Source organism: Mariprofundus ferrinatatus (assembly GCF_002795825.1).
GTDB classification, from domain to species: Bacteria; Pseudomonadota; Zetaproteobacteria; order Mariprofundales; family Mariprofundaceae; genus Mariprofundus; species Mariprofundus ferrinatatus.
Genome location: NZ_CP018800.1, coordinates 941,267 through 960,580 on the forward strand (window position 1 = coordinate 941,267; position 19,314 = coordinate 960,580).

The following is a 19,314-nucleotide window of genomic DNA, read 5'->3' on the forward strand; positions in this document are numbered from 1 at the left end:
CTCTGTTTTGGAACGCCTGGCTCTCATTCGTTTTAATAATCAACCAGAGCGCAGACCATTTTCTCCAATCGTACGCATTGAAGCCTATTGATGGGCTGTTCATTCATGAATCTGGCCTGCTCCTTCTGCCATTAAGCACACTTATCCGATGATGGCGCATGTCACTACATTTTATCGATATATTGAATTTTCGCACCGTGTTTAATGTATAGTTCGCTCAGTTCTCGAGTCATTGAGCCGTAAAAGGCAAAATAATAGGGGTAGCACCAGTCAGCATCCTGGATGTTGGGATCGGCTCCGGCTTCCAGGAGAATTCGAATCGCATCGATGTTTTTTGCAGTAAGATGCAGAGGCGTCGACAGCCTGGAGTTTTGCAAGTTTAAATCAGCGCCATGCTCAATGAGAAAACGCATGACATCCAGATGGGCGCCTTGGCTAGCATAATGCAGTGCACTGTTGCCATTCTGATCGGTCGAATTGATTTCAAAACCTGATTCCAAGGTTTGCTGAAGTGACTTCAGGTCACCCTCTTTTGCCGAATTGAACCAGGATTCCTGTTCATTATTTTGCATATTAACCATCCTAATGAATCTTCCTCTAAAGCACTAGTATATGGGTTTGGAATTATATCACTTTGCTCCTGAATGTGTTGAGATGAATTGAAGTAAATTTCCGGTAACGGGCTGTGGCGGTTTTATGATAATTTTGCCGCATGAAAAAAGAACAACGCAAACGGATTGTCGATCGCCATCGTGACAGTCTGAAACGGTTCGGCTACCACCCCAACGCTCTCTACTGGAGCAGCCGGGAGATTCAGGACGTTCGTTTCAGGGTATTGGCCGAGGTTGGCATTGAAAGCGGTGATTCAGTACTGGATGTAGGTTGCGGATTTGCTGATTTTAAAAGCTGGATTGAAGGGCAGGGTAAACAGATTGATTTTACCGGTGTCGATCTCTCTCCTGACCTGATCATGGTTGCAAAGGAGAAACACCCGGATGCCCAACTGTTTTGTGGCGAACTGACCGATTTCGAGTTCTCTCCCGGCACCTTTGATTGGGTCATTCTCTCCGGCGCACTGAATGAACAGTTGCATGATGATGGCGCCTATGCTCGCAGGATAATTGCAATGATGTACGGGTTATGCCGCAAAGGCGTCGCCTTCAACATGCTTGATGCACGCCACATCAAAGCACACGATCTGCAGAGCGTTGATCCGATCCAGATGTTCGACTACTGCAAAAACATCGCTTCTGATGCCGAACTGCATGATGGTTACCTTGCCAACGATTTTTCGATTTATATGTACCGTTGATTGCTTGACTATGCTCCGTATTCCTCTTCGAAAAAGGAGAAAACCTGACCTGCTGCATCCTCGCAGCTGATCAGCGATCCAACACCCGGAATCGTCAGTTTGGGACGGATCACGTCGCCTCCACCGGCAATGAATCGCTCGGCAACATCATCCACAGAACTCACGTTATCGACGCTTTCGCTCTCAGGTGTGTGAATATGCAGGTAATCGAAAGGGGCATCCACTTTGTCGATATGCCATCCGGACCTGCGTCGCGGACAAACTGACTTGAGCATCTGAATCTGGTAACTGCTTAACGTGGAGAGAGTCGCCTTCATCATATCAGCACCTCAATTCCCCTTCCTCAATCCTATTATAGCAAACAATTTCTTTTTCCGAACTGGTATCAGACATGGGGCCGAGGTGATGGTGAAAGGTGGAACTATATTTCAAGCGTTGCACCGTTGATTTTAAGCCACTGCTTGGCGCTGCGGAAATCGGGCATGATCGATTCAACCAGGCTCCAGTATGCAGTCGAGTGGTTGTGATGGATCAGGTGGCACAGTTCATGCACGATGACATAATCGATAATCCGAGCGGGTGCCATGATCAGACGCCAGTTGAAATAAATGCGCCCGTCATGGTGACAGCTTCCCCAGCGGCTTTTGTAGTGCTTTGTGGCGACTGAAGCAGGGGTCCTGCCAATCAGCTGTGATAGCACTTTGCTCCGTTGCTTGAAGTGGTTTTCCGCCTGATCCCGAAACCATGTTACCAAAAGTCTCTTGATCGTTTCCTCCCGGCTCTCCGCCTTCAGGCTGGCAGGAAGGGTAACCACTAGTTTATCATCAATCAGTTCAACACCCCGCTTACCTGCTCTGGTGGCCAGCCTCAGGGGGGTGTCGAGCAACTTGAATGTTTCTCCAGCCAGAAAAAGTTTGGGGCGGTATTGTGATCTGATTTCCCGGTTAAAGAGCAGCTTACGTTGAATCCATATCGATTTGCTGGAAACGAACTGATCAATCACAGCAAGTGGCATTCTGCTTGGGGCCAGAACATCGACATCATTTGTGGCGCGGATAACGATGCTGAGTGTTTTCCGTTTTGGTCTGCGAATCACATTGTATGAAAAGCCGTCATCCATCATCAGAGTGATTGGTTCAGTTTCAGGCACCGATTTCCAGCGCATAGAAGTTGTCACAATACTGGCAAGAGAGCGTCACTTTACCCTGCTCATCAGCAAGTTCTTCAAGTTGTTCTTTCGAGATACCATCCAGTGCGGCCTGCATCTTCTCGCGACTGCAATCGCAGCGGTAAGCATAGCTGTCAGAGCCAACCACTTTGCAGTTGAGCGTTGAGAAGTGCGATAAAATGGATTCGGTTGATTCACGTTCCAGAATGGTGTTCGGAATCTTCGCCATCGCTTCCACGGCCTTGAACCAGTGTTCTTCATCGCAGCCTGGCATGGCCTCGATCATCAGGCCAAGATCCCCGTGCAATATGATGTCAGCCCTGATCTGTACGGACTGATTCAGATAGTGAATCAACTGGTCTGCCAGATGGTCGGAAGCGTGTTCGATCGTGGAGATGTAGGGGTGGCCGACACCCATGTCGCGAACAGTGGAAAGGCGCACCGGAGATCCCATCCAGCTACCCAAACCTGAATGTTCGACGTAGCGCAGGGCAGTCTTCTCCTCCTGCCAGCTTACATATCCTCGAACTGCCCCGGGCCTTGCTTCTGACAGCAGGCGTCGAAGCGGGGCGGCACTATCGACTGCTGCATCGAGTTGCAGAACTTGGCGCATGCCGCCTTTACTGATGCTTAGAAGAAGGATTGAAGCAACCAAGGTCTGGCCGAAAAGATCGGCTGCAGGCCCGTTGAGGCCGTGAACGCGCATTGCCTCCCGGACGATGCCATCGCCGCGGATAATGGCACCACGCGTAAATGCATCGGGGAGCAGAAAGCGGGTAAGTTGATCCGGTTCTGTAGCGATGTGCGTCATGACCGCTCTTTCAGCCAGGCATGTATTTCAACCAGAGAGTCGAAGCAGAGGAATGCCCCTGCTTCTTCAAGTTCATGCTGCGAAAACGAGTCGCACAGGCCAAGGCCCCGGCTGCCGGCACGTTTTGCAGCCTTCATGTCGGCCACGCCATCACCGACCATGACAGTATTTGCAACGGGGATGCTAAGTGCTTCACAGGCCAGAAGAACAGGGGTGGGATCCGGTTTTTCCGGTCGACCGTCAATCTTGCCGATAACAGCATCAACATGCTGGTGCCAGCCCAGTGCATCAAGTTGTGCCTCGGCCCGCATCTGACTTTTGCTGGTCACGATAGCGCACGGAATGCTCTGCTTTCCGAGCCAGTGTAACAGCGTTTCAGCTCCAGCCAGGGGTTTGATATGGTCGAGATAATCTTCATCGTGAATCTCGAGAAAACGCTTGCCCGCCTCTTCACGCCTGTCGCCGAAAAGGGAGATCATGCTGCAGTCACCGCGGCCTGTATGTCGCTTAACCTCTTCAGGGGTCATCTGCGGAAGTCCATATTCAACGAATGTCTGGTTCAACGCACGAATGATCGGAGGGAAGGCATCGACAATTGTGCCATCCATATCCAGTAGTACCGCTTCAATTCTGTTCACTGTTTCATGGCCTCGAACTCATCCAGTATCCACTGGCGAAGGTTTGTGCTTATCGGGCCTGCAGCCCCATTACCGATTGTTACTCCATCAATATTGCTGACCGCTACGACAGCATTGGTTGTGCTGCTCATCATGCACTCAGACAATCCCGGTTCATCAAGCCTCCAAGGCCGTTCAACGATAGTTATATCGTGTTCGCGTGCAACTTTCAGTGCCAGGTGGCGGGTGATGCCACCGAGCACATGATGATCGAGAGGATGGGTGACCAACTCTCCATTGATGACGGCGAAGCAGTTGGTGGCACACCCCTCAAGAATATGTCCCTCATCATCAAGCCAGAATGCCTCATCGACACCCTGTCTTGCCGCCTCCTGTTTGCCGATCACGCTGGCCAACAGTGCGATCGATTTAATATCGCAGCGTTTCCAGCGAATGTCTGGAAGCGTAATTGCTGAAGCACCATGCGTGAGTTTTTCTGCAGACGGGGAGGGAAGCTCGCGTGCGGTAATGACCAGCGTAGGCTCGACTTCCTGTGTCAGCAGATGGCTGCGAGGTGCAATGCCCCGGGTTGCCTGAATATAGATCATGGCATGATCGAAAGGGTTGCGATGGTAAGTATCATGGATCAGTTCGATCAGTTCCGGTCGTGACTTCAGCAGCGAGATGCCGATACCTTCGCACGAGTTTTCAAGCCGATCGAGGTGGGCTTCAAGCTCTAGGAATCTGCCTCCGAAACAGGCGATGACTTCATAAACGCCATCGGCGAACTGGAAGCCGCGATCCTCAATGTGAATGGTGGCCTCTTCAAGCGGAACAAAGCGACCATTAACCCAGGCCGTCAGCGTCATGATTATTCGGTTTCCGAAGCGGACCCTTCATCGCCTTCACGCCACCAGAGGCGCAGCCCATCCCACTGCCTGCTTATCCAGGAGGCACGTTCAACACCGCGAGTGGCTACCATATCTACAGACTTGAGTACTTCCGCATTGTCGCGGTCAGTTCCGAATACAGCATCGATAGTGCCAAGTTTTTCACCCTCTTTGATTGGTGCTTTCAGCGGTGCATCATAGCGGAGGCGGAAGGAGAGTGCGGATTCGTTGCCTTTGGGAACGGTAATCCAGATCGGATCTGCAGGCTTCAACCAGACTTCACCTTCAGTGCCTTCGAACACCTCAACCTGACGGCGAATGTCACGCTCGGAAGGGCGCAGTGTTACAAAGTTACGGAAGCTGAATTTCAGCAGCGTTTTGGTGTGTGCGGCGCGTGCCCGGTCAGAGCTGGTCCCGAACACAGCAGCCACAAAGCGGGTGGTGTCCTTTTCGGCAGAGCCGACAAGGCAGTAGCCAGCCTCTTCTGTGTGTCCGGTTTTAATACCATCGGCATCCGGGTAGCTCCAGAGCAGGCGGTTACGGTTGGGCTGGGTGCGACCATCGTAGGTGTATTCTCTCTCATTGAAGATTTCGTACATATCCGGAAAGTCACGCCAGAGTGCGGCACCCAGCTTTGCCATATCCATGGCTGAGCTGTAATGGCCCTCTTCAGGGAAGCCGGTGGCATTCACAAAATGACTGTCTTCGAGGCCCAGTTTCTTCGCCTTCTCGTTCATGCGCTGGGCAAAGCCCGCTTCCGAGCCATCGATATGTTCCGCCAGAGCGATGCAGGCATCGTTTCCGGAAAGGGTGGCGATACCGTGTAAGACCTCTTTCACGGTTGGTGTCAGGCGCGGCTCAAGGAACATGGTGCTGCCACCGATCTTCCACGCTTTTTGACTGACAGTAATGCGGGTGTTCAGGTCCAGGCGTCCGAGTTTGATCTCTTCAAAGGCGAGGTAGAGTGTCATCATCTTGGTCAGGCTTGCCGGTGGCAACTCCTGGTTGGCATTGTTGGCAGAGACCACCTGTCCCGAGCGTGCATCAATCACAGCCCAGGAGGTGGCATCAACTTGCGGTGCTTTTGGCCATGATACCGAAGCTGCCTCGGAGGCTGAGATCATCAGTACTGATGCTGCCAATATGGCGATCAATCCGTACACTCCTGTGATACGAAATAGAGTTCTGTTTACCATTGCCAATTCTCCTCGGGTTGAGCTTCCCACGCTTCACTACTTTTAAGGGCCGGTGCATCCAGGCGCAAATAGCGGGCGTGAAGCATAAGGCGTTTGTGTGCTTTGCCGCCGTAACGGACATCACCAAGAATGGGGCATCCTAATGCGGAAAGGTGGACACGCAATTGGTGAGTTCTACCAGTAACAGGGATCAGTTCAAGCAGCGCCCGGTTTCCGCGTCTTTCAATCACGCGTGCCTCACTTTCACATGGGCGGCCTGATTCGGAAACATGGTAACATCCTCTGCTGTCCCTTTTTTTGTCGATGGCGAGTGTGATTGTCTTCTTATCCCAATCCGGAGCCGGTTCAGTGACTGCAAGATAGTGTTTGAAGGCCGCATCTTTCCAGTGTGACTGGATATGGTTGAGTTGACCGGGGTCGGACGAGAAAAGCATCAGGCCTGATGTGCCCCGATCGAGACGGTGAACAGGCCTGAGGTTTTCCGCCTCTCTGGGAGGCAAATTGAGGTGGCGGGCAAGCTCATCGGGCAGTGTGCCACGGCTACGGTGCAGGGCCTCCTGCGCATATTGCCCGCTCTTTTTGTTGATAAGATAGAGCGGCGGCCTCTGCCAGATCAGTTGCAAGGCTTCAAAAGGAACAAGCTGTTCATTCTCAAGCAGAACCACCCTGACAGTATCACCCGGTTTCAGAGTGCGTCCGGCCGTGCGGCAGCGCTTGCGATTGAGATATACACCACCCTCATCAATGGCCCTGCGAATTCTGCGCCGTGAAAGGGGGAAGCATTCAGCCAGCGCCTGATCCAGTCGTTTACCCCGATGTTCGCTTCCAATAGTGGCGCGAAGATCCTGATAGTCGGATTGTGATGAATCCTTCAACTGAACTGTTTCAGTGCCAGTAGCACATCCTCATGGTTATCGCAGATGCGAATGGATTCGAAGGCCCTGTCGGCAGAGAGAATCAGATTGTCCGACAGAGTGTCGATCACTGGTCTCCACATATCGCCGTATAGCAGCAGGGGACGTGGCTCAAGCACCCGGATGGCAAGCAGGTCCCAGGTCATGGCAACCTCCGCCAGTGTTCCCAGTCCACCCGGCAGCACAAGCCATGCCTGCGCCTCCTCGATGAGGGTTCCCATACGATCGAAAAAGTTCCGGGACCTGATCTCTTCACTCAGGGTGTTGTTTGGCGGGGTAGGGAAACGTTCCAGCGTGATGCCGCGGATATGGCCACCGCCGGCATGAATGCCTTCAGAGAAGGCCGCCATCATACCCTGATGCCCGCCTGTCATCCCATCCCACCCTGATTCAGCGATGGATTTCGAGAGCCTAAGGACATCACCATATTCGGTGCTGTCAGGGCCGAGGCGTGATGAGCCGAATGCGGTCAGGCGAGGTCTGGCCATGCTATTCAATGACCACCACAGCTTCACTGTAGCCGTTTTTCTGAAGGGAGATCATGGTTTCTTCAATTTGCTGCATGTCTATGAAAGGGCCAATACGAACCCGGTAGAGTTTTTGGTCCGCCACCTGTTTGGGGGCCAGGAATACAGAGGGGTACTTCGTCAGCAGGGAGTCACGCATGCGGTTGGCATTATCCTCGGAGCCGAAGGCGCCGAGCTGCACAAAGATGCCGGCACTGTTTTGTACAGCCGCTGCTTCATTTTTTTCCGCTGCTGGCGGTGTAAAAACGGGTGGCGGCGTAAGGGGAGGCGCCGCGACTACCGATGTGTCGGCTTGTGGAGGGGTGTTTGCCTCAATAACCGGACTCTGGTCCAGTGTCTGTACGCGCACCCTCGCAGTACCATTATGCATGTATCCAAGTGAGTTGGCAGCAGCATAGGAGAGATCGATCAGTCTATCTTTAACGAACGGGCCACGGTCGTTAACCCGTACGATGACGCTGCGGCCATTTTCCAGGTTGGTGACTCTTACCAGTGTCGGCAGCGGCAGTGTTTTATGGGCAGCCGAGAGTGTGTACATATCGTACCATTCCCCATTGGCTGTGCGCTTGCCGTGAAACGCATCCCCATACCATGAAGCGATACCGGTTTCATCATATGCCGATACACTTTTCATCGGCGTGTACCAGCGGCCGGACACCTTGTAAGGGTTGCCGGTTTTATGAATGCCGCCTTTTCCATCAGGCAGGGCAGGGGTGTCAGTCCTTGGGGACGGCGGGGCACCATCCGCTTTCTGTTTAGAGCAGCCTGAAACAACAGCTATCAGCAAGAGCGACAGAATAAAGCTAATCAATCGACGGCGAATTTCTTTCTCTCCAGCATGGCAGCAATTTCTGTCACGGCCATGGCGTAATTATAGGATGAATTGTAGCGCATGATGACCTGAAAATTGTAATGCACCAGCGCAAATTGCTTTCCATGCTTCGTCTGCATTTCAATAATGCTGACCTTGTCATCATCCTGCCAGGGCAACGGAATCGGATCGAAGAGCTTTGGCATGGTTTTGCGCAATTCTGCCAGAGTGACCCACTTCTCCAGTTTGCCTTTCGCCTGTTTGCGCCACTCTGTTGTCAGCTTTGTGCCGGCAGGCAGCCAGTAAGCCGAGGGTCGTCCATGCTGCCAGCCATGCTCCCTGAAGTAGTTGGCAACACTGGCAATAATGTCGGGCTTGGAATCGAATACATTTCGAACACCATCGCCATCCTCATCCACGGCATAATCGCGGAATGATGTCGGGATAAACTGAATGGCACCGAAGGCACCAGCGTAGGATCCCTTCAGCTCATCCAGTTTGAGATGATCCTGAAGACTTATCTGGATGATGGCGCCCAGCTGTTGGCGGAAGAACTTGGCACGACGCGGGAAACCGGTGGAGAGGGTGTATAGGGAGTCGAGCACAGGTCGGCTGCCGTGTATTTCTCCGAACTTGGTCTCAATACCCAGAATGGCGGCAACAATGACAGAATCCACCCGGTATTTATTCTCTATGGCAGTGAAGTGTTTGTGATTCTCTTTAAGATAAGCCCGCCCTTTTTCCTGCATGCTCTCTTTGACGAATAGGGGGCGGTACTTCAGGTAGGGTTCTGCTTCCCATTGGCGATTCATTCGTTCAATGATTTGCGGACGGAACGTGGCCGGTGCAATGATTGAACGTATGACATCGGCTTTGATGCCGGTTTCAGACGCAAGTTGGAGTGCCAGTTCTTCCCTGGATGTGTGTTGCTTGCCATCCGGCTTTTTGTCTGCGGCCTGTAGCTGAAACGGAAGCATAAGAATCGTGAGCCAAACCAGCATGAGTGACCTGATCAGGCACTTAAACGGGTGGCTCTGAAGTGTTGCGCAGGAGTGTCTGGAGTTCATGCATGAATGGTAGCGGTAAATAACCCCTGACTAAAGTCAGAGGCTTTATTCTCAAGCGTCAATGCCACTTGGAACATCAGGCGTATTTACGAACGCCTTCGATAGCGGGATGCCACTACCGATCCGGGCAAGGTTTCGACTTGCATTCAAGTCGGCATGCGCCCGGAGACCACACAAGCACTCGAAACGATGTCGATCTCTATTACCAAGCGATCCACATGCTGAGCAGGTTTGACTGGTGTATGCTGGGTTGACGAACTCCACTGTTATGCCAACCGCTTCGGCCTTATACTGGATAAAGGTTTGAAGCTGTCGGAATGCCCATCGATGTAGCCTGGTGCGCACACGTTTTCCTGCTTTGATGTTATCCCTGATGTGGTTGAGATCTTCCATCGTGATTTTGGATGCGCCAGTTTTCTGCGCTTCCTGGACGATGGATTTACTTGTTTCGTGATTGATGTGCTTCACACGCCGCTGTTCTTTGCCAGAGACCTGCCGGAGCTTCTGTTTGGCGCTCCGACTGCCGTTGGACTGCAAACGACGACGCAAGGCAAGGTGCTTGTCGCGCCTGTGGCGCAAATCTCCGCCGCCATAGACCTTGCCAATACTGGTGGCGGCGAGATTGTTTTCACCGACATCGACCCCCACGACTGGGCCGGATGTCAGTTTTTCAGTGTCCTCCTTTTCAACAACGAGGTTGAAGTACCATTTGCCTTTCCGGCAGATAAGCTCTGCTTCTTTCGGCATTCCACTGCGTAGCATCTCGTGCTGGTGTTGCCCCATAATCATTGGGACGGAAATCCTGCCTCCGAGAGTATATAGAGATACCATGTCACCCTTAATCGTATAGGTTCGCTTATCGAAGTGGATACTGGATTTCTTGAATCCGATGATCGGAACCGGCTTATCCTTGCGGATGCGGCCAAGCTCTTTCTGGGCCTTGTATGCTTTGCAGACCGAATAGATCGCGTTACACACCATCTGTGACCCCAGTGGCGTCGTTGATCTCAACAACGTATATGCAAGAGCGTGAAGAGCTACCCGGTTCCAGCAACGGTGATCAGAAGCCACAGGGACGAGCTTATTGCATGCATCCACGTATGCGCTCTGCAGATCGCGAAGCGAGGCCGACTGTTCTGCTGTCACGTCCAGTTTAATTGATGCAGTGCGCATCATGATTCAGCGCCTTTTGGTGACATGCTCTGTGCGCTCAATGTAGTGACGTATGGTTTCAGCACTGACATTGCCTGCTGTTCCAACATAGTAGGATGGAGACCATAGGCTGCCTCCCCATAGCCGTTGTTTTAATTCGGGAAACTCGGTGAAAAGCTTTCGCGCCGATGCCCCTTTGAGAATCTTGATGGCGTCAGCTACGGCGACGGCCGGCGGAATCGTCAAAAACAGATGGATGTGATCAGGCTGTATTTCCTTTGCGATGACGGACCAACCTCGATCCTGGCATATCGCATCCAGAATACGCTCTGCTCCTGCTGCAACATCACCCACAAGAACATCATGACGGTACTTTGGGCACCACACCGCATGGTATGCAATTTGATAGACACAATTCCTGCTAAATAAGATATCAACCACAAGTCACATGGTATTAAAAACACCACTCAGCGCAAGTGCAATTCCTCCCGCGACTGAAGTCGCAGGTTTCCTTGCACAGTTCTATGAATGGTGGCAACAGGTAGTGGTAATCCGGAGCGTTGCTGACAACTGATTAAGGCTCTCAGGGTTCACTGAGAACAAAGGTTAAAACAGTTTGGTGTATTGAATCATTCCGGATTTGTTTGCATTGAATCCGCCCGACTTTAAAAAACGAATTCGCGTTTTACCGGAACACCTTCCATATCCTGCAGCAGGGTTTCGAACATGGTGGTTTCCTGCCAGGCCAGGCCTGCCTTACGGCGATGCACCAGCGAGACAACCGGATTGCTGCCGATGAAGGCCATGATCTGGCCGCCCTCTTTTAGCAGAGCTTCGATATGGGGAGGTATCTCTTTAACAGCAGCTCCCAGTACAATGGCATCAAATGGCTGCTTCATTTCGGCAAGCGAAGCAATGGCTTCAGCATCCATTGCATTGACCTGCACGATGGTGGCGTTGTTAATGCCGTGGTTGCTGATATTTTCCTGTGAGAGATCAGCAAGGGGGGCGTGGATTTCACAGCCGACCACTTCAGCAGCCTGCATGGCCAGCATCGTGGTCAGAAAACCGGTGCCTGTTCCAATCTCAAGAACGCGTTCCCCACCTTCAAGCATCAGGGTTTGCATAATCATCGCTTCCTGAAGTGGCGTTAACATCTCCTGATCACATGGAAGGGGGACATGTCCCTCCATGTAGGCAAGGCTGCGCACCTCCTTGGGCACGAAGTTTTCTCTCGGCATGGATTCGATCAGATCAAGTGTAGCCGGATCAAGCACCTTGCAGCAGCGGATCTGGTACTCGACCATGTTACGTCGTGCGGACTGGAAGTCTGTGGCGGTCATAAAAGCTCCCCTCGTAGCGTTTATCGAAGGTCCAGCAATATGCAGCAGGCGGGTAAAAATGGCAAGGTTGTTTTGATGCTGTTTTCTTACCTGATATTGAAGTGATAGTCGCGCAGAACCTTTTTTCCGGCACCAAGAGTTCCTGTTTCTGCGGTCACATTGCCATCCACGGAGATGCGAAGGGCCGGAGCATTTCCGCAGGTGATCCATACCGATTCAGAAGCCACCTCTATGCTCGTATGGTGCCCCTGCTTGAGTAGCACCTCTTTGCGCAGAGATCCTTTCTTAAGGCCGGTCTCATCGGGTGCATAAACCTGAAGCCAGACATCGCCATTGACCGCCTCAAAGCGGTAGATGTGCACTGCAACAGGCTGTACAGGTGCCTTCCCGGCAGCCGTGGATTCACTACCCTTACTGGCCACCAGATTTACAATAATGGCGGGGGTCTCTGTTTTTTCGCCTTCCGGAAGCATGGCAACATTGCCAGCAGACTCATCCTGTCCGACATTCGGCAGGTGATCGGTGGCCGGCTGTTCTCTCTGTTCGGGGTAGAGAGGAATATCTTCAGCGATGTCAAAGTCCGCCTTGCTGCTGTTTAGAATATTAAAAAGGATAAATAGCAGGATGAACGCGATGCCGGCTACCCATGCCCATTTCCTTGATGGGGCAACGGCCGGGTCAGGAAAGGTGAGCGGCTTGGTCAGCTTATACTGGTCGTTTTTAAGCAGTTCGAGTTCATGGCTGATATCGACCTGAAGGTATTTGCTGTACTGGCGCAAAAAACCCAATGCATAGACTTCATCAGGGAGCTGTTGCCAGTTGCCCGATTCAAGTGCTTGCAGATTGTTTTTGCTCAGCTTCAGAATGCGGGCTGGCGCATCAATGCCATCTCCACGGGCCTCCCTTGCTTCGTAGAGTTTCCTGCCAATCCTGTCGAGCAGATCCTGACGTTGCATGTTGCCGCTTTCGGTTGCTGTGTCGTCCATGATTACTTCAGCTGAGCCAACTCGTCCATTGCCCATGCTTTATCTAGAGCGGAAGTGGCATTGTGGTTGAACTCTTTGAGCATGAGGCGTGCCTGGGTGGTTTCACCCTGTTGTTTCAGAAGGGCAAGCAAGCCTTCAACGATAGCCCGGTTGCTGTTGTTTCTGCTGTAGAGGGCCCGATACAGTAATATCGCTTCATTGGTGCGATTCTCTTTCGCATAGGCCTTGGCGATACGCATTTCAGGCAGGATGCTGCCCGGGCTGAATATCTGTGCCTGACGGTATGCCTGTATTGCCAAGGAATATTTATTCTGGCCGAGCAGGGCATCGCCGAGATTAATGAAGGCCAGGTCCTGATTAGGGTAGCGGGGGTCTTCGAGTGCCCCGATTGCCATCTTCTCTGCTTCAGGGAAACGCTGAAGTTTATTCAGCAGGTTAGCGTAATTGTTTTTTGTTGCCGATCCGGCGCCATATCTCAGGGCGCGCTTGTAATGTGCCTCTGCTTTGTCCAAATCCCCGCGCAGCAACCATGCGTAGGCAAGCACATCCAGAACCTCGGGCTGGTTGGGATGAAGCTTGTCCGCTTTCATCAGCTCTTCAAACGCCTTGGGCAGCATTCCCTTGATCAGCGCATCTTTACCCAGCTGATAGTGAGTCGCGGCCAGTTTGTGCTCTTGGGCCTCATGCTTCTGACTGCTGGCGCAACCACTCAGGAGGATTGCAAACAGGCAGAACAGGATTACCGTGAATCCGTTTCGAATATAACCTGCGCAATTCATAATAGCCTCTCCACCAGCACATGTACGGGGCGAAGAGCCTCATCACTCTGCGCTTTAAGGTCAGCGAAAATACCATGTTCAAGCGCGGATGGGCAACCACTGCTGCAGGAGAATCCTTCAGTAAGCGTGTTGAAATAGTGCTGCAGCATTAATTGTGCTTTGGTCACATTGCCATGCATGGTTTCAACAATAGAGGATACTGAAACATTCTCCTCCTCTTCATGCCAGCAGTCATAATCGGTGCTCATGGCAACCGTTGCGTAGCATATCTCAGCCTCTCGGGCGAGTTTGGCTTCCGGCATATTGGTCATGCCTATCACATCCATGCCCCAGCTGCGGTAGAGCTCAGATTCTGCACGGCTAGAGAACTGCGGTCCCTGCATGACCATATAGTTTCCGGTGGGGTGGGTGGTAATGGATGCACTTGTGCATGCAGCCAGCAGCTTCGACTTCAGGCATGCGCAGACCGGGTCTGCCATGGAGACATGGGCAACAATCGGGCCGTCGAAAAAGGTGCTTTCCCTGCTGTGGGTGCGGTCGACAAACTGATCGACAAGAACAAAGTGGCCCGGTTCAATCTCCTGGCGCAATGAGCCAACAGCAGAGACGGATATAATGCGATTCACACCCGCCACCTTCATGGCATAAATGTTGGCGCGGTAATTTATCTTATGCGGTGGAATGCTGTGGGTGCGCCCGTGGCGGGGCAGAAACACCACCTCGTGACCATTGATTCTGGCCAGCAATAACTTGTCGGAGGGTTTGCCGTAAGGCGTGTCTATGTCGAGGGAGTCGATCTTCTCAATACCCTGGATATCGTATAATCCGCTGCCGCCGATAATGCCCGTGCGCGCTTGCATCTGTACTCCCTTTACTGGTCTGAGGTTTCCGCTTTCAGTTGGCCGCAGGCAGCCATGATATCCTCGCCCCTTGATCGCCTTACCGTGGCACGAATCCCTTTTGAAATCAAGTTTTGCGCAAACTTGCTCATGTGTTCCTTTGAACTTCCCTCGTAGGGGCTGCCCGGGTAGGGGTTGAACTGGATCAGGTTGACCCTCTCGCGTTCCGGATTCACAAAGTCGATCAGGGCCTGCAGGTCCTCATCCCTGTCGTTGGTCTCATGCAGCAGTACGTATTCGAGCGTGATGTGGCGCTGTTTGCCCATCGGGAAATGATTCAGGCAGTTGCGCAGTTGCTTCAGGGGGTATTTCCTGTTGATCGGAACAAGTGAATCGCGAAGCTCGTCGATCGCCGAATGCAGTGAAATAGCAAGATTTACCTGAAATAGCTCACCCAGCCTTTTAATCTGGGGAACCAGCCCTGAAGTGGAAACGGTAATCCTGCGGCGTGATAACTTCAGCCCCTCATCAGAAAGCAGTGCGGCAAGGCTGCCGTGCACCCCATCCTCGTTAGCCAGCGGTTCACCCATGCCCATGTAGACAATGTGGGTGATGTCGTTATGCAGGTCTCCGCTCATCGGCTCGCTGCGCAGGTCAGACTTGATTGCAAGTACCTGGGCTACAATTTCACCAGCTGTCAGATTGGCTTCGAAAGCCTGTGTGCCGGTATGGCAGAAGGGGCAGTCGAGCACACAACCCACCTGTGAGGAGATGCAGACCGTTCCGCGTTTCTCCTCAGGGATGAGGACACTTTCGACCATCTTTCCGGATACGCGCGGTCGATTCAGAGCGAAGAGATATTTGCGTGTACCATCGCTGGATAACTGGCGTCGAATAAGGCGCAGCGGTTCGCAGAGCAGTTCATCTTTCAGAATGGCGCGAAGCTCGCCCGGGATGTTTTTCATCTCATCGGGATTGAGCACCCCCTTGTTGCGCCAGTCGATTATCTGTTTTGCACGGAATGCAGGTTGCCCCAGGTTTTTGAGCAGCGACTGCAACTCTGCAAGAGAGATAACAGGAAGCTGGGGCTTATCAGGGCTGTTGCGATTGGAGGTGGGGGTTGAGGTTGGCATGCGGCGCATTGTGACAGAGTACCTGTTTCTGAGATAGCCTTCGGTCATGGCGACATCTATGGCAAGTGAAACTCCTGTATCTATCCCTTCGCATGACTTCCATATCATGCTCGCGTTTGCGCGCACCGTGTTCGCGCTGAAAGATAATCAGGCATATCTCGAGCAACTGGAGAGATATCTGCCTGATGCTGCGAAGATCAGAACGACATGGCCGAGTGTGTTGATGGGGTTTGATTTCCATCTGACGCCGGAGGGGCCGAAGCTGATTGAGATCAATAACAATGCCGGTGGCCTGTATATCGGAGAAGATTGCTGGTTCCCCCAGCCGGATATCGTGGAGCTGAAAGGGTCGCTTGAGGAGCGGCTGGTTGGGATGTTTCGTGAAGAGTGGATGAGCATTGCCATCATGGATGAGAATGTTACCGAGCAGTTCATGTATCCGGAGATGCTGGCCTATGCCGAGCTTTTCGAGCGACACGGACGCCACGCGGTTGTTGTGAGTCCTGAAGATTTGCAATTGACTGATAACGGGCTTTCAGTTGACGGAAGAGCCATCGATGCGATCTATAACCGGCACACTGATTTCTATCTTGAGGAAGCGGACATAAGACATATTCGGCAGGCCTATGAGCGAGGCCAGGTGGTGATCAACCCGCATCCGCGCAGTTATGCCCTGATTGGCGACAAATCGCGCATGGTGGACTGGTGGCGACCAGGCTTACTTGAGGCTTGTGTAGATGATGATTCACTGGCTTTGATCAGGGCAGTGACTCCGGAAACCATTCATCTTGCCGAGACCGATTCCGACAAGGCCTGGTCTGAGCGCAAGGATTACGTATTCAAACCGGCTGCACGCCATGGCGGCAAGGGAGTGGTGATAGGGCGTGGCATGAGTCGTAAGCGCTTCGATTCTTTTGACTTAAACGAAACCATTATGCAAAAGCTTGTCCCGCCAAGTGTGGTTGATGTGGAGGGTGTTGAGATGAAGCTCGATATTCGTCTCTTTATGCATGGCAGAAACCTGATTGCTCTGGCAGGTCGCGTCTGGCGAGGGCAGGTAACCAATTTCCGGGAACCCGGAAGTGGCTGGGTGGCTCTTTCGATTGAGGGGTGAACTTACCGTTGCAGCAGTTGTGCCTGTACTTAACGAGGCGGCACTCCTGTCTGTGCTGATTGACCGGCTGAGGTCTCTTAATCTGGATGAGTGTGTGATTGTTGATGGGGGCTCCAGTGATTCAACATGCACAATGCTCGAAAAGTCAGGTCTGACATGGATCAGCTCCGAGGCGGGAAGGGCAAAGCAGATGAATGCCGGATCAGCCATGTGCAAGGCAGACATAATCCTTTTTATTCATGCAGATACATTTCTTAGTTCAAGTTGTCTGGAGGCATTGAGGGAGGTTTGCAAACGGTCGGAGGTGATAGCTGGCCGGTTCAATCTTCGGCTCTCGGGAAAACAGTCTATTTACCGGGTAATCGAGTCGATGATCAACCTGCGATCGCGAATTTCAAAAATCAGTACGGGAGATCAGTGCATCTTTGTGCGGCGCGCACAGTTTGAGGCAATGGGCGGTTTTACTGATATACCTCTGATGGAGGATGTGGAGCTTTCAATGCGTCTGAAACGGCAGGGAGAAATTGCCTGCCTGCGAGAACAGGTGGTTACCAGCAGTCGGCGATGGGAACAGTTCGGTCCGATGAACACCCTTTTGCTGATGTGGAAGCTCCGTATTCTTTTCTGGATGGGAGTTGCTCCGGATAAATTGGCGGTTATGTATCGGGATGCCCGGTGAAGGGAGTCTCGAACGTTCACGTGATCATCATGTGCAAGGCACCGGTTGCTGGCAGGGTAAAGACCCGCCTGATCGGCCGCTATAGCGCTGACCAGGCGGCAACACTGCATGCGGAGATGGCAGAGGAGGTTGTGTCGCGGGCTGCCAGGCTGTTTGATAATGTGTTGATCTCTGCTGACGACCCCGGCCACCCATTTTTTTCACGTTTTAATCTTCCCGTTATTTCGCAGGGAGAAGGCAATCTTGGCGACCGCATGCACCGCATGATGGTTGGCACCTTTGCTGATGGCGCCGAAGGCGCAATGTTTCTGGGAACCGATTCGCCACACATGCAGGATGAGAGATTGATTGCTGCTGCAGAAATGCTGCAGTCGCATGATGTCGTGCTCGGGCCGGTCGAGGACGGAGGCTATGATCTGATTGCTATGGCCAGTGCTTATCCTCTGTTTGACCAGATCAACTGGTCTTCCCCGGAGGTGTTGGCGCAGACGCTGAAGCATGTGCAAAAGTTCAACCTCTCTTGCGCGATTCTCGATACGGAATTTGATATCGATTATCCCGAAGATTTGGAGAGAGCAGGGTGGCGTTACGCCTGATCAATGCTCCGCAACTTGTTTTGCAGCGTTCATAATAGCGGCTATAATAGTAGAAGAGACGGTCTAACTGACTAAGCTGATCTCAAAGCGGGTGGGACTATGGCGGAAAGTGGTGTTGATTCTCAACTCTATGATGCACTGACTGGGCTTCCAAACAGGACACTTCTGTATGACCGCCTGAAACACGAGATAGATGTCGCCGACAGAGCCCGAACATCGCTGGCGTTGATGCACATTGATCCATTCCCGTTCTCAGATATCAACAGTACCCTCGGTTTTGATGTGGGTGATGAGTTGCTGATTCAGTTTGCCGGCCGTTTGCAGACCATTGTCAGGAGGGCAGATACTGTTGCCCACCTCTCGAGTGATGAGTTTGCTATTCTCCTGCCAACGGTTAGCGATGAGTTGATAGCGACCGTTGTATCAAAGCTGTTAAGTTGCTTCGAGTTGCCATTCATGATTCATGGGGAATCCATCTTTCTCGGCTTGAATGTTGGCGTGGCAACTTATCCACTGAATTGTGCTTCGCCGGATGAGATGGTTCACGGTGCCATGATGGCCACGAAAGAAGCCAAGGCGAGAAAGGAGCCTGTTGTCAGTTATAGCGGTGATATGGCCCAGCAGGCGAGCGAAAACCTGCAGATGTTCGGTGCGCTGCGGAGAGCCATTCATTCCGAGATGTTAGAACTTAATTTTCAGCCTCAGGTGGATATAAAAAGTGGGAAGGTGGTCGGTGTTGAGGCGCTGACCCGCTGGGATACTGCTGAGATTCCACCTGCCAAGTTTATTCCTCTGGCGGAAACAACAGGTCTGATCTGTGACCTGACGGAGTGGATGCTCAATGCCAGCATCAGACAGGTTGGCATCTGGCAGCGGAGCGGCGTGAATCGCAATCTTTCGGTCAATATCTCAACACATGATCTTCTCAACCCCAAGTTCGTCTCCTCTGTTCTGAAGCGGATTGATGAGCATGGTATATCCTCTTCTCCCATCACTTTTGAAGTGACAGAGAATTCGGTAATGAGGCATGTGCATCACGCTATTAAAACACTGCACCAGCTCAATGAGGCTGGATTCAGGGTTTCAATCGACAATTTCGGCACCGGCTACTCCTCGCTCGCCTATCTGAAAAATATTCCCGCTCATGAATTGAAGATTGATCGCAGCTTTGTCATCGGTCTGAACAGTAATCCGAGCAATCAGAAAGTGGTTCGCGCAGTTATCAGCCTGGCCCATGAGTTTGAACTCAGCGTGGTGGCAGAAGGGGTGCAAACTACCGAAGAGCTCGAATTGTTGAGCTCCTACGGTTGCGATATCGCACAGGGATTTCTGACCGGAAAACCGGTACCAGCCAGCGAGATTTCTTGAGATAAACCCGGG

The 19,314-nt window shown here is 52.2% G+C and carries 23 protein-coding genes; 5 read left to right on the forward strand and 18 right to left on the reverse strand.

Annotation, left to right across the window (positions count from 1 at the left end; genetic code table 11):
* Window positions 1-164 precede the first annotated feature (164 nt).
* Window positions 165-572 carry an ankyrin repeat domain-containing protein gene (locus Ga0123462_RS04520; RefSeq protein ID WP_100265207.1) on the reverse strand — a complete coding sequence of 136 codons (408 nt, stop codon included), beginning with the start codon at window positions 570-572 and terminating at the stop codon, window positions 165-167.
* A 140-nt stretch (window positions 573-712) separates the two neighbouring features.
* Between Ga0123462_RS04520 and Ga0123462_RS04525 the strand changes: the two genes are divergently transcribed.
* Entirely contained in the window at window positions 713-1,312 is a 600-nt protein-coding gene (locus tag Ga0123462_RS04525) for a class I SAM-dependent methyltransferase (protein WP_100265208.1), read from the forward strand.
* An 8-nt stretch (window positions 1,313-1,320) separates the two neighbouring features.
* On the opposite strand, the gene Ga0123462_RS04530 is transcribed toward Ga0123462_RS04525, so the two are convergent.
* From Ga0123462_RS04530 to rlmN, 17 genes are all read right to left on the reverse strand, one after another.
* The gene (locus tag Ga0123462_RS04530; RefSeq protein WP_232726628.1) at window positions 1,321-1,632 is read right to left on the reverse strand and encodes a VOC family protein; all 312 of its coding nucleotides are present in this window, start codon (window positions 1,630-1,632) and stop codon (window positions 1,321-1,323) included.
* Window positions 1,633-1,733: 101 nt separating this feature from the next.
* Window positions 1,734-2,477 carry a M48 family metallopeptidase gene (locus Ga0123462_RS04535; protein WP_100265209.1) on the reverse strand — a complete coding sequence of 248 codons (744 nt, stop codon included), beginning with the start codon at window positions 2,475-2,477 and terminating at the stop codon, window positions 1,734-1,736.
* The gene (gene hslO / locus Ga0123462_RS04540; RefSeq protein ID WP_100265210.1) at window positions 2,455-3,291 is read right to left on the reverse strand and encodes an Hsp33 family molecular chaperone HslO; all 837 of its coding nucleotides are present in this window, start codon (window positions 3,289-3,291) and stop codon (window positions 2,455-2,457) included. Before hslO ends, Ga0123462_RS04535 begins: the two co-directional genes overlap by 23 nt.
* On the reverse strand, window positions 3,288-3,929 hold the full coding sequence (locus tag Ga0123462_RS04545; RefSeq protein ID WP_232726636.1) for an HAD family hydrolase: 642 nt from the start codon (window positions 3,927-3,929) through the stop codon (window positions 3,288-3,290). Before Ga0123462_RS04545 ends, hslO begins: the two co-directional genes overlap by 4 nt.
* Window positions 3,926-4,777: an aminotransferase class IV gene (locus Ga0123462_RS04550; protein ID WP_100265211.1), complete on the reverse strand. Its 852-nt coding sequence runs from the start codon at window positions 4,775-4,777 to the stop codon at window positions 3,926-3,928. The genes Ga0123462_RS04545 and Ga0123462_RS04550 overlap by 4 nt, the downstream gene beginning before the upstream one ends.
* Window positions 4,778-4,779: 2 nt before the next feature.
* Window positions 4,780-5,922 (reverse strand): D-alanyl-D-alanine carboxypeptidase family protein, encoded by a 1,143-nt coding sequence (locus Ga0123462_RS04555; protein ID WP_232726638.1) that lies wholly within the window; start codon window positions 5,920-5,922, stop codon window positions 4,780-4,782.
* 65 nt (window positions 5,923-5,987) lie between these two features.
* Window positions 5,988-6,869 (reverse strand): RluA family pseudouridine synthase, encoded by an 882-nt coding sequence (locus Ga0123462_RS04560; RefSeq protein ID WP_100265213.1) that lies wholly within the window; start codon window positions 6,867-6,869, stop codon window positions 5,988-5,990.
* On the reverse strand, window positions 6,866-7,396 hold the full coding sequence (locus Ga0123462_RS04565) for an LOG family protein (RefSeq protein ID WP_100265214.1): 531 nt from the start codon (window positions 7,394-7,396) through the stop codon (window positions 6,866-6,868). Before Ga0123462_RS04565 ends, Ga0123462_RS04560 begins: the two co-directional genes overlap by 4 nt.
* Window position 7,397: 1 nt before the next feature.
* On the reverse strand, window positions 7,398-8,222 hold the full coding sequence (locus Ga0123462_RS04570; RefSeq protein ID WP_198507399.1) for a septal ring lytic transglycosylase RlpA family protein: 825 nt from the start codon (window positions 8,220-8,222) through the stop codon (window positions 7,398-7,400).
* A 20-nt stretch (window positions 8,223-8,242) separates the two neighbouring features.
* Window positions 8,243-9,313, reverse strand: a complete 1,071-nt coding sequence (locus Ga0123462_RS04575) for a lytic murein transglycosylase (RefSeq protein ID WP_100265216.1) — start codon at window positions 9,311-9,313, stop codon at window positions 8,243-8,245.
* 51 nt (window positions 9,314-9,364) lie between these two features.
* A complete protein-coding gene (locus tag Ga0123462_RS04580; protein WP_100265217.1) occupies window positions 9,365-10,489 on the reverse strand; it encodes an RNA-guided endonuclease InsQ/TnpB family protein in 1,125 nt (374 codons plus the stop codon).
* 3 nt (window positions 10,490-10,492) lie between these two features.
* A complete protein-coding gene (tnpA, locus tag Ga0123462_RS04585; protein WP_100265218.1) occupies window positions 10,493-10,906 on the reverse strand; it encodes an IS200/IS605 family transposase in 414 nt (137 codons plus the stop codon).
* 224 nt (window positions 10,907-11,130) lie between these two features.
* A complete protein-coding gene (locus Ga0123462_RS04590) occupies window positions 11,131-11,808 on the reverse strand; it encodes a protein-L-isoaspartate O-methyltransferase family protein (RefSeq protein WP_100265219.1) in 678 nt (225 codons plus the stop codon).
* A gap of 86 nt (window positions 11,809-11,894) precedes the next feature.
* Window positions 11,895-12,794 carry a helix-turn-helix domain-containing protein gene (locus Ga0123462_RS04595; RefSeq protein WP_157821270.1) on the reverse strand — a complete coding sequence of 300 codons (900 nt, stop codon included), beginning with the start codon at window positions 12,792-12,794 and terminating at the stop codon, window positions 11,895-11,897.
* Window positions 12,795-12,796: 2 nt separating this feature from the next.
* Window positions 12,797-13,573, reverse strand: a complete 777-nt coding sequence (locus Ga0123462_RS04600) for a tetratricopeptide repeat protein (protein ID WP_100265221.1) — start codon at window positions 13,571-13,573, stop codon at window positions 12,797-12,799.
* A complete protein-coding gene (gene mtnP, locus Ga0123462_RS04605) occupies window positions 13,570-14,433 on the reverse strand; it encodes an S-methyl-5'-thioadenosine phosphorylase (RefSeq protein ID WP_100265222.1) in 864 nt (287 codons plus the stop codon). The genes Ga0123462_RS04600 and mtnP overlap by 4 nt, the downstream gene beginning before the upstream one ends.
* An 11-nt stretch (window positions 14,434-14,444) precedes the next feature.
* Window positions 14,445-15,545, reverse strand: coding sequence for a dual-specificity RNA methyltransferase RlmN (rlmN, locus tag Ga0123462_RS04610; protein ID WP_100266490.1), 1,101 nt, complete (start codon window positions 15,543-15,545; stop codon window positions 14,445-14,447).
* Window positions 15,546-15,591: 46 nt separating this feature from the next.
* Between rlmN and Ga0123462_RS04615 the strand changes: the two genes are divergently transcribed.
* The 4 genes from Ga0123462_RS04615 to Ga0123462_RS04630 all read left to right on the forward strand — a co-directional run bounded on the left by Ga0123462_RS04615 (window position 15,592) and on the right by Ga0123462_RS04630 (window position 19,302).
* Window positions 15,592-16,659 carry an ATP-grasp domain-containing protein gene (locus Ga0123462_RS04615; protein WP_100265223.1) on the forward strand — a complete coding sequence of 356 codons (1,068 nt, stop codon included), beginning with the start codon at window positions 15,592-15,594 and terminating at the stop codon, window positions 16,657-16,659.
* Window positions 16,628-17,338, forward strand: a complete 711-nt coding sequence (locus Ga0123462_RS04620) for a TIGR04283 family arsenosugar biosynthesis glycosyltransferase (protein WP_232726639.1) — start codon at window positions 16,628-16,630, stop codon at window positions 17,336-17,338. Before Ga0123462_RS04615 ends, Ga0123462_RS04620 begins: the two co-directional genes overlap by 32 nt.
* Window positions 17,335-17,934 (forward strand): TIGR04282 family arsenosugar biosynthesis glycosyltransferase, encoded by a 600-nt coding sequence (locus Ga0123462_RS04625; protein WP_100265225.1) that lies wholly within the window; start codon window positions 17,335-17,337, stop codon window positions 17,932-17,934. Before Ga0123462_RS04620 ends, Ga0123462_RS04625 begins: the two co-directional genes overlap by 4 nt.
* 99 nt (window positions 17,935-18,033) lie before the next feature.
* On the forward strand, window positions 18,034-19,302 hold the full coding sequence (locus Ga0123462_RS04630; protein ID WP_100265226.1) for a putative bifunctional diguanylate cyclase/phosphodiesterase: 1,269 nt from the start codon (window positions 18,034-18,036) through the stop codon (window positions 19,300-19,302).
* Window positions 19,303-19,314: the final 12 nt, after the last annotated feature.

Excerpts from the sequence above, each read along its gene's own strand:
- Ga0123462_RS04520 (WP_100265207.1), bottom strand. The coding sequence starts at position 572 with ATGCAAAATAATGAACAGGAATCCTGGTTCAATTCGGCAAAAGAGGGT.
- Ga0123462_RS04525 (WP_100265208.1), top strand. The coding sequence starts at position 713 with ATGAAAAAAGAACAACGCAAACGGATTGTCGATCGCCATCGTGACAGT.
- Ga0123462_RS04530 (WP_232726628.1), bottom strand. The coding sequence starts at position 1,632 with ATGATGAAGGCGACTCTCTCCACGTTAAGCAGTTACCAGATTCAGATG.
- Ga0123462_RS04535 (WP_100265209.1), bottom strand. The coding sequence starts at position 2,477 with ATGCGCTGGAAATCGGTGCCTGAAACTGAACCAATCACTCTGATGATG.
- hslO (WP_100265210.1), bottom strand. The coding sequence starts at position 3,291 with ATGACGCACATCGCTACAGAACCGGATCAACTTACCCGCTTTCTGCTC.
- Ga0123462_RS04550 (WP_100265211.1), bottom strand. The coding sequence starts at position 4,777 with ATGACGCTGACGGCCTGGGTTAATGGTCGCTTTGTTCCGCTTGAAGAG.
- Ga0123462_RS04555 (WP_232726638.1), bottom strand. The coding sequence starts at position 5,922 with ATGATCTCAGCCTCCGAGGCAGCTTCGGTATCATGGCCAAAAGCACCG.
- Ga0123462_RS04565 (WP_100265214.1), bottom strand. The coding sequence starts at position 7,396 with ATGGCCAGACCTCGCCTGACCGCATTCGGCTCATCACGCCTCGGCCCT.
- Ga0123462_RS04575 (WP_100265216.1), bottom strand. The coding sequence starts at position 9,313 with ATGAACTCCAGACACTCCTGCGCAACACTTCAGAGCCACCCGTTTAAG.
- Ga0123462_RS04580 (WP_100265217.1), bottom strand. The coding sequence starts at position 10,489 with ATGATGCGCACTGCATCAATTAAACTGGACGTGACAGCAGAACAGTCG.
- Ga0123462_RS04590 (WP_100265219.1), bottom strand. The coding sequence starts at position 11,808 with ATGACCGCCACAGACTTCCAGTCCGCACGACGTAACATGGTCGAGTAC.
- Ga0123462_RS04595 (WP_157821270.1), bottom strand. The coding sequence starts at position 12,794 with ATGGACGACACAGCAACCGAAAGCGGCAACATGCAACGTCAGGATCTG.
- Ga0123462_RS04600 (WP_100265221.1), bottom strand. The coding sequence starts at position 13,573 with ATGAATTGCGCAGGTTATATTCGAAACGGATTCACGGTAATCCTGTTC.
- mtnP (WP_100265222.1), bottom strand. The coding sequence starts at position 14,433 with ATGCAAGCGCGCACGGGCATTATCGGCGGCAGCGGATTATACGATATC.
- rlmN (WP_100266490.1), bottom strand. The coding sequence starts at position 15,545 with ATGCCAACCTCAACCCCCACCTCCAATCGCAACAGCCCTGATAAGCCC.
- Ga0123462_RS04615 (WP_100265223.1), top strand. The coding sequence starts at position 15,592 with ATGGCGACATCTATGGCAAGTGAAACTCCTGTATCTATCCCTTCGCAT.
- Ga0123462_RS04630 (WP_100265226.1), top strand. The coding sequence starts at position 18,034 with ATGGCGGAAAGTGGTGTTGATTCTCAACTCTATGATGCACTGACTGGG.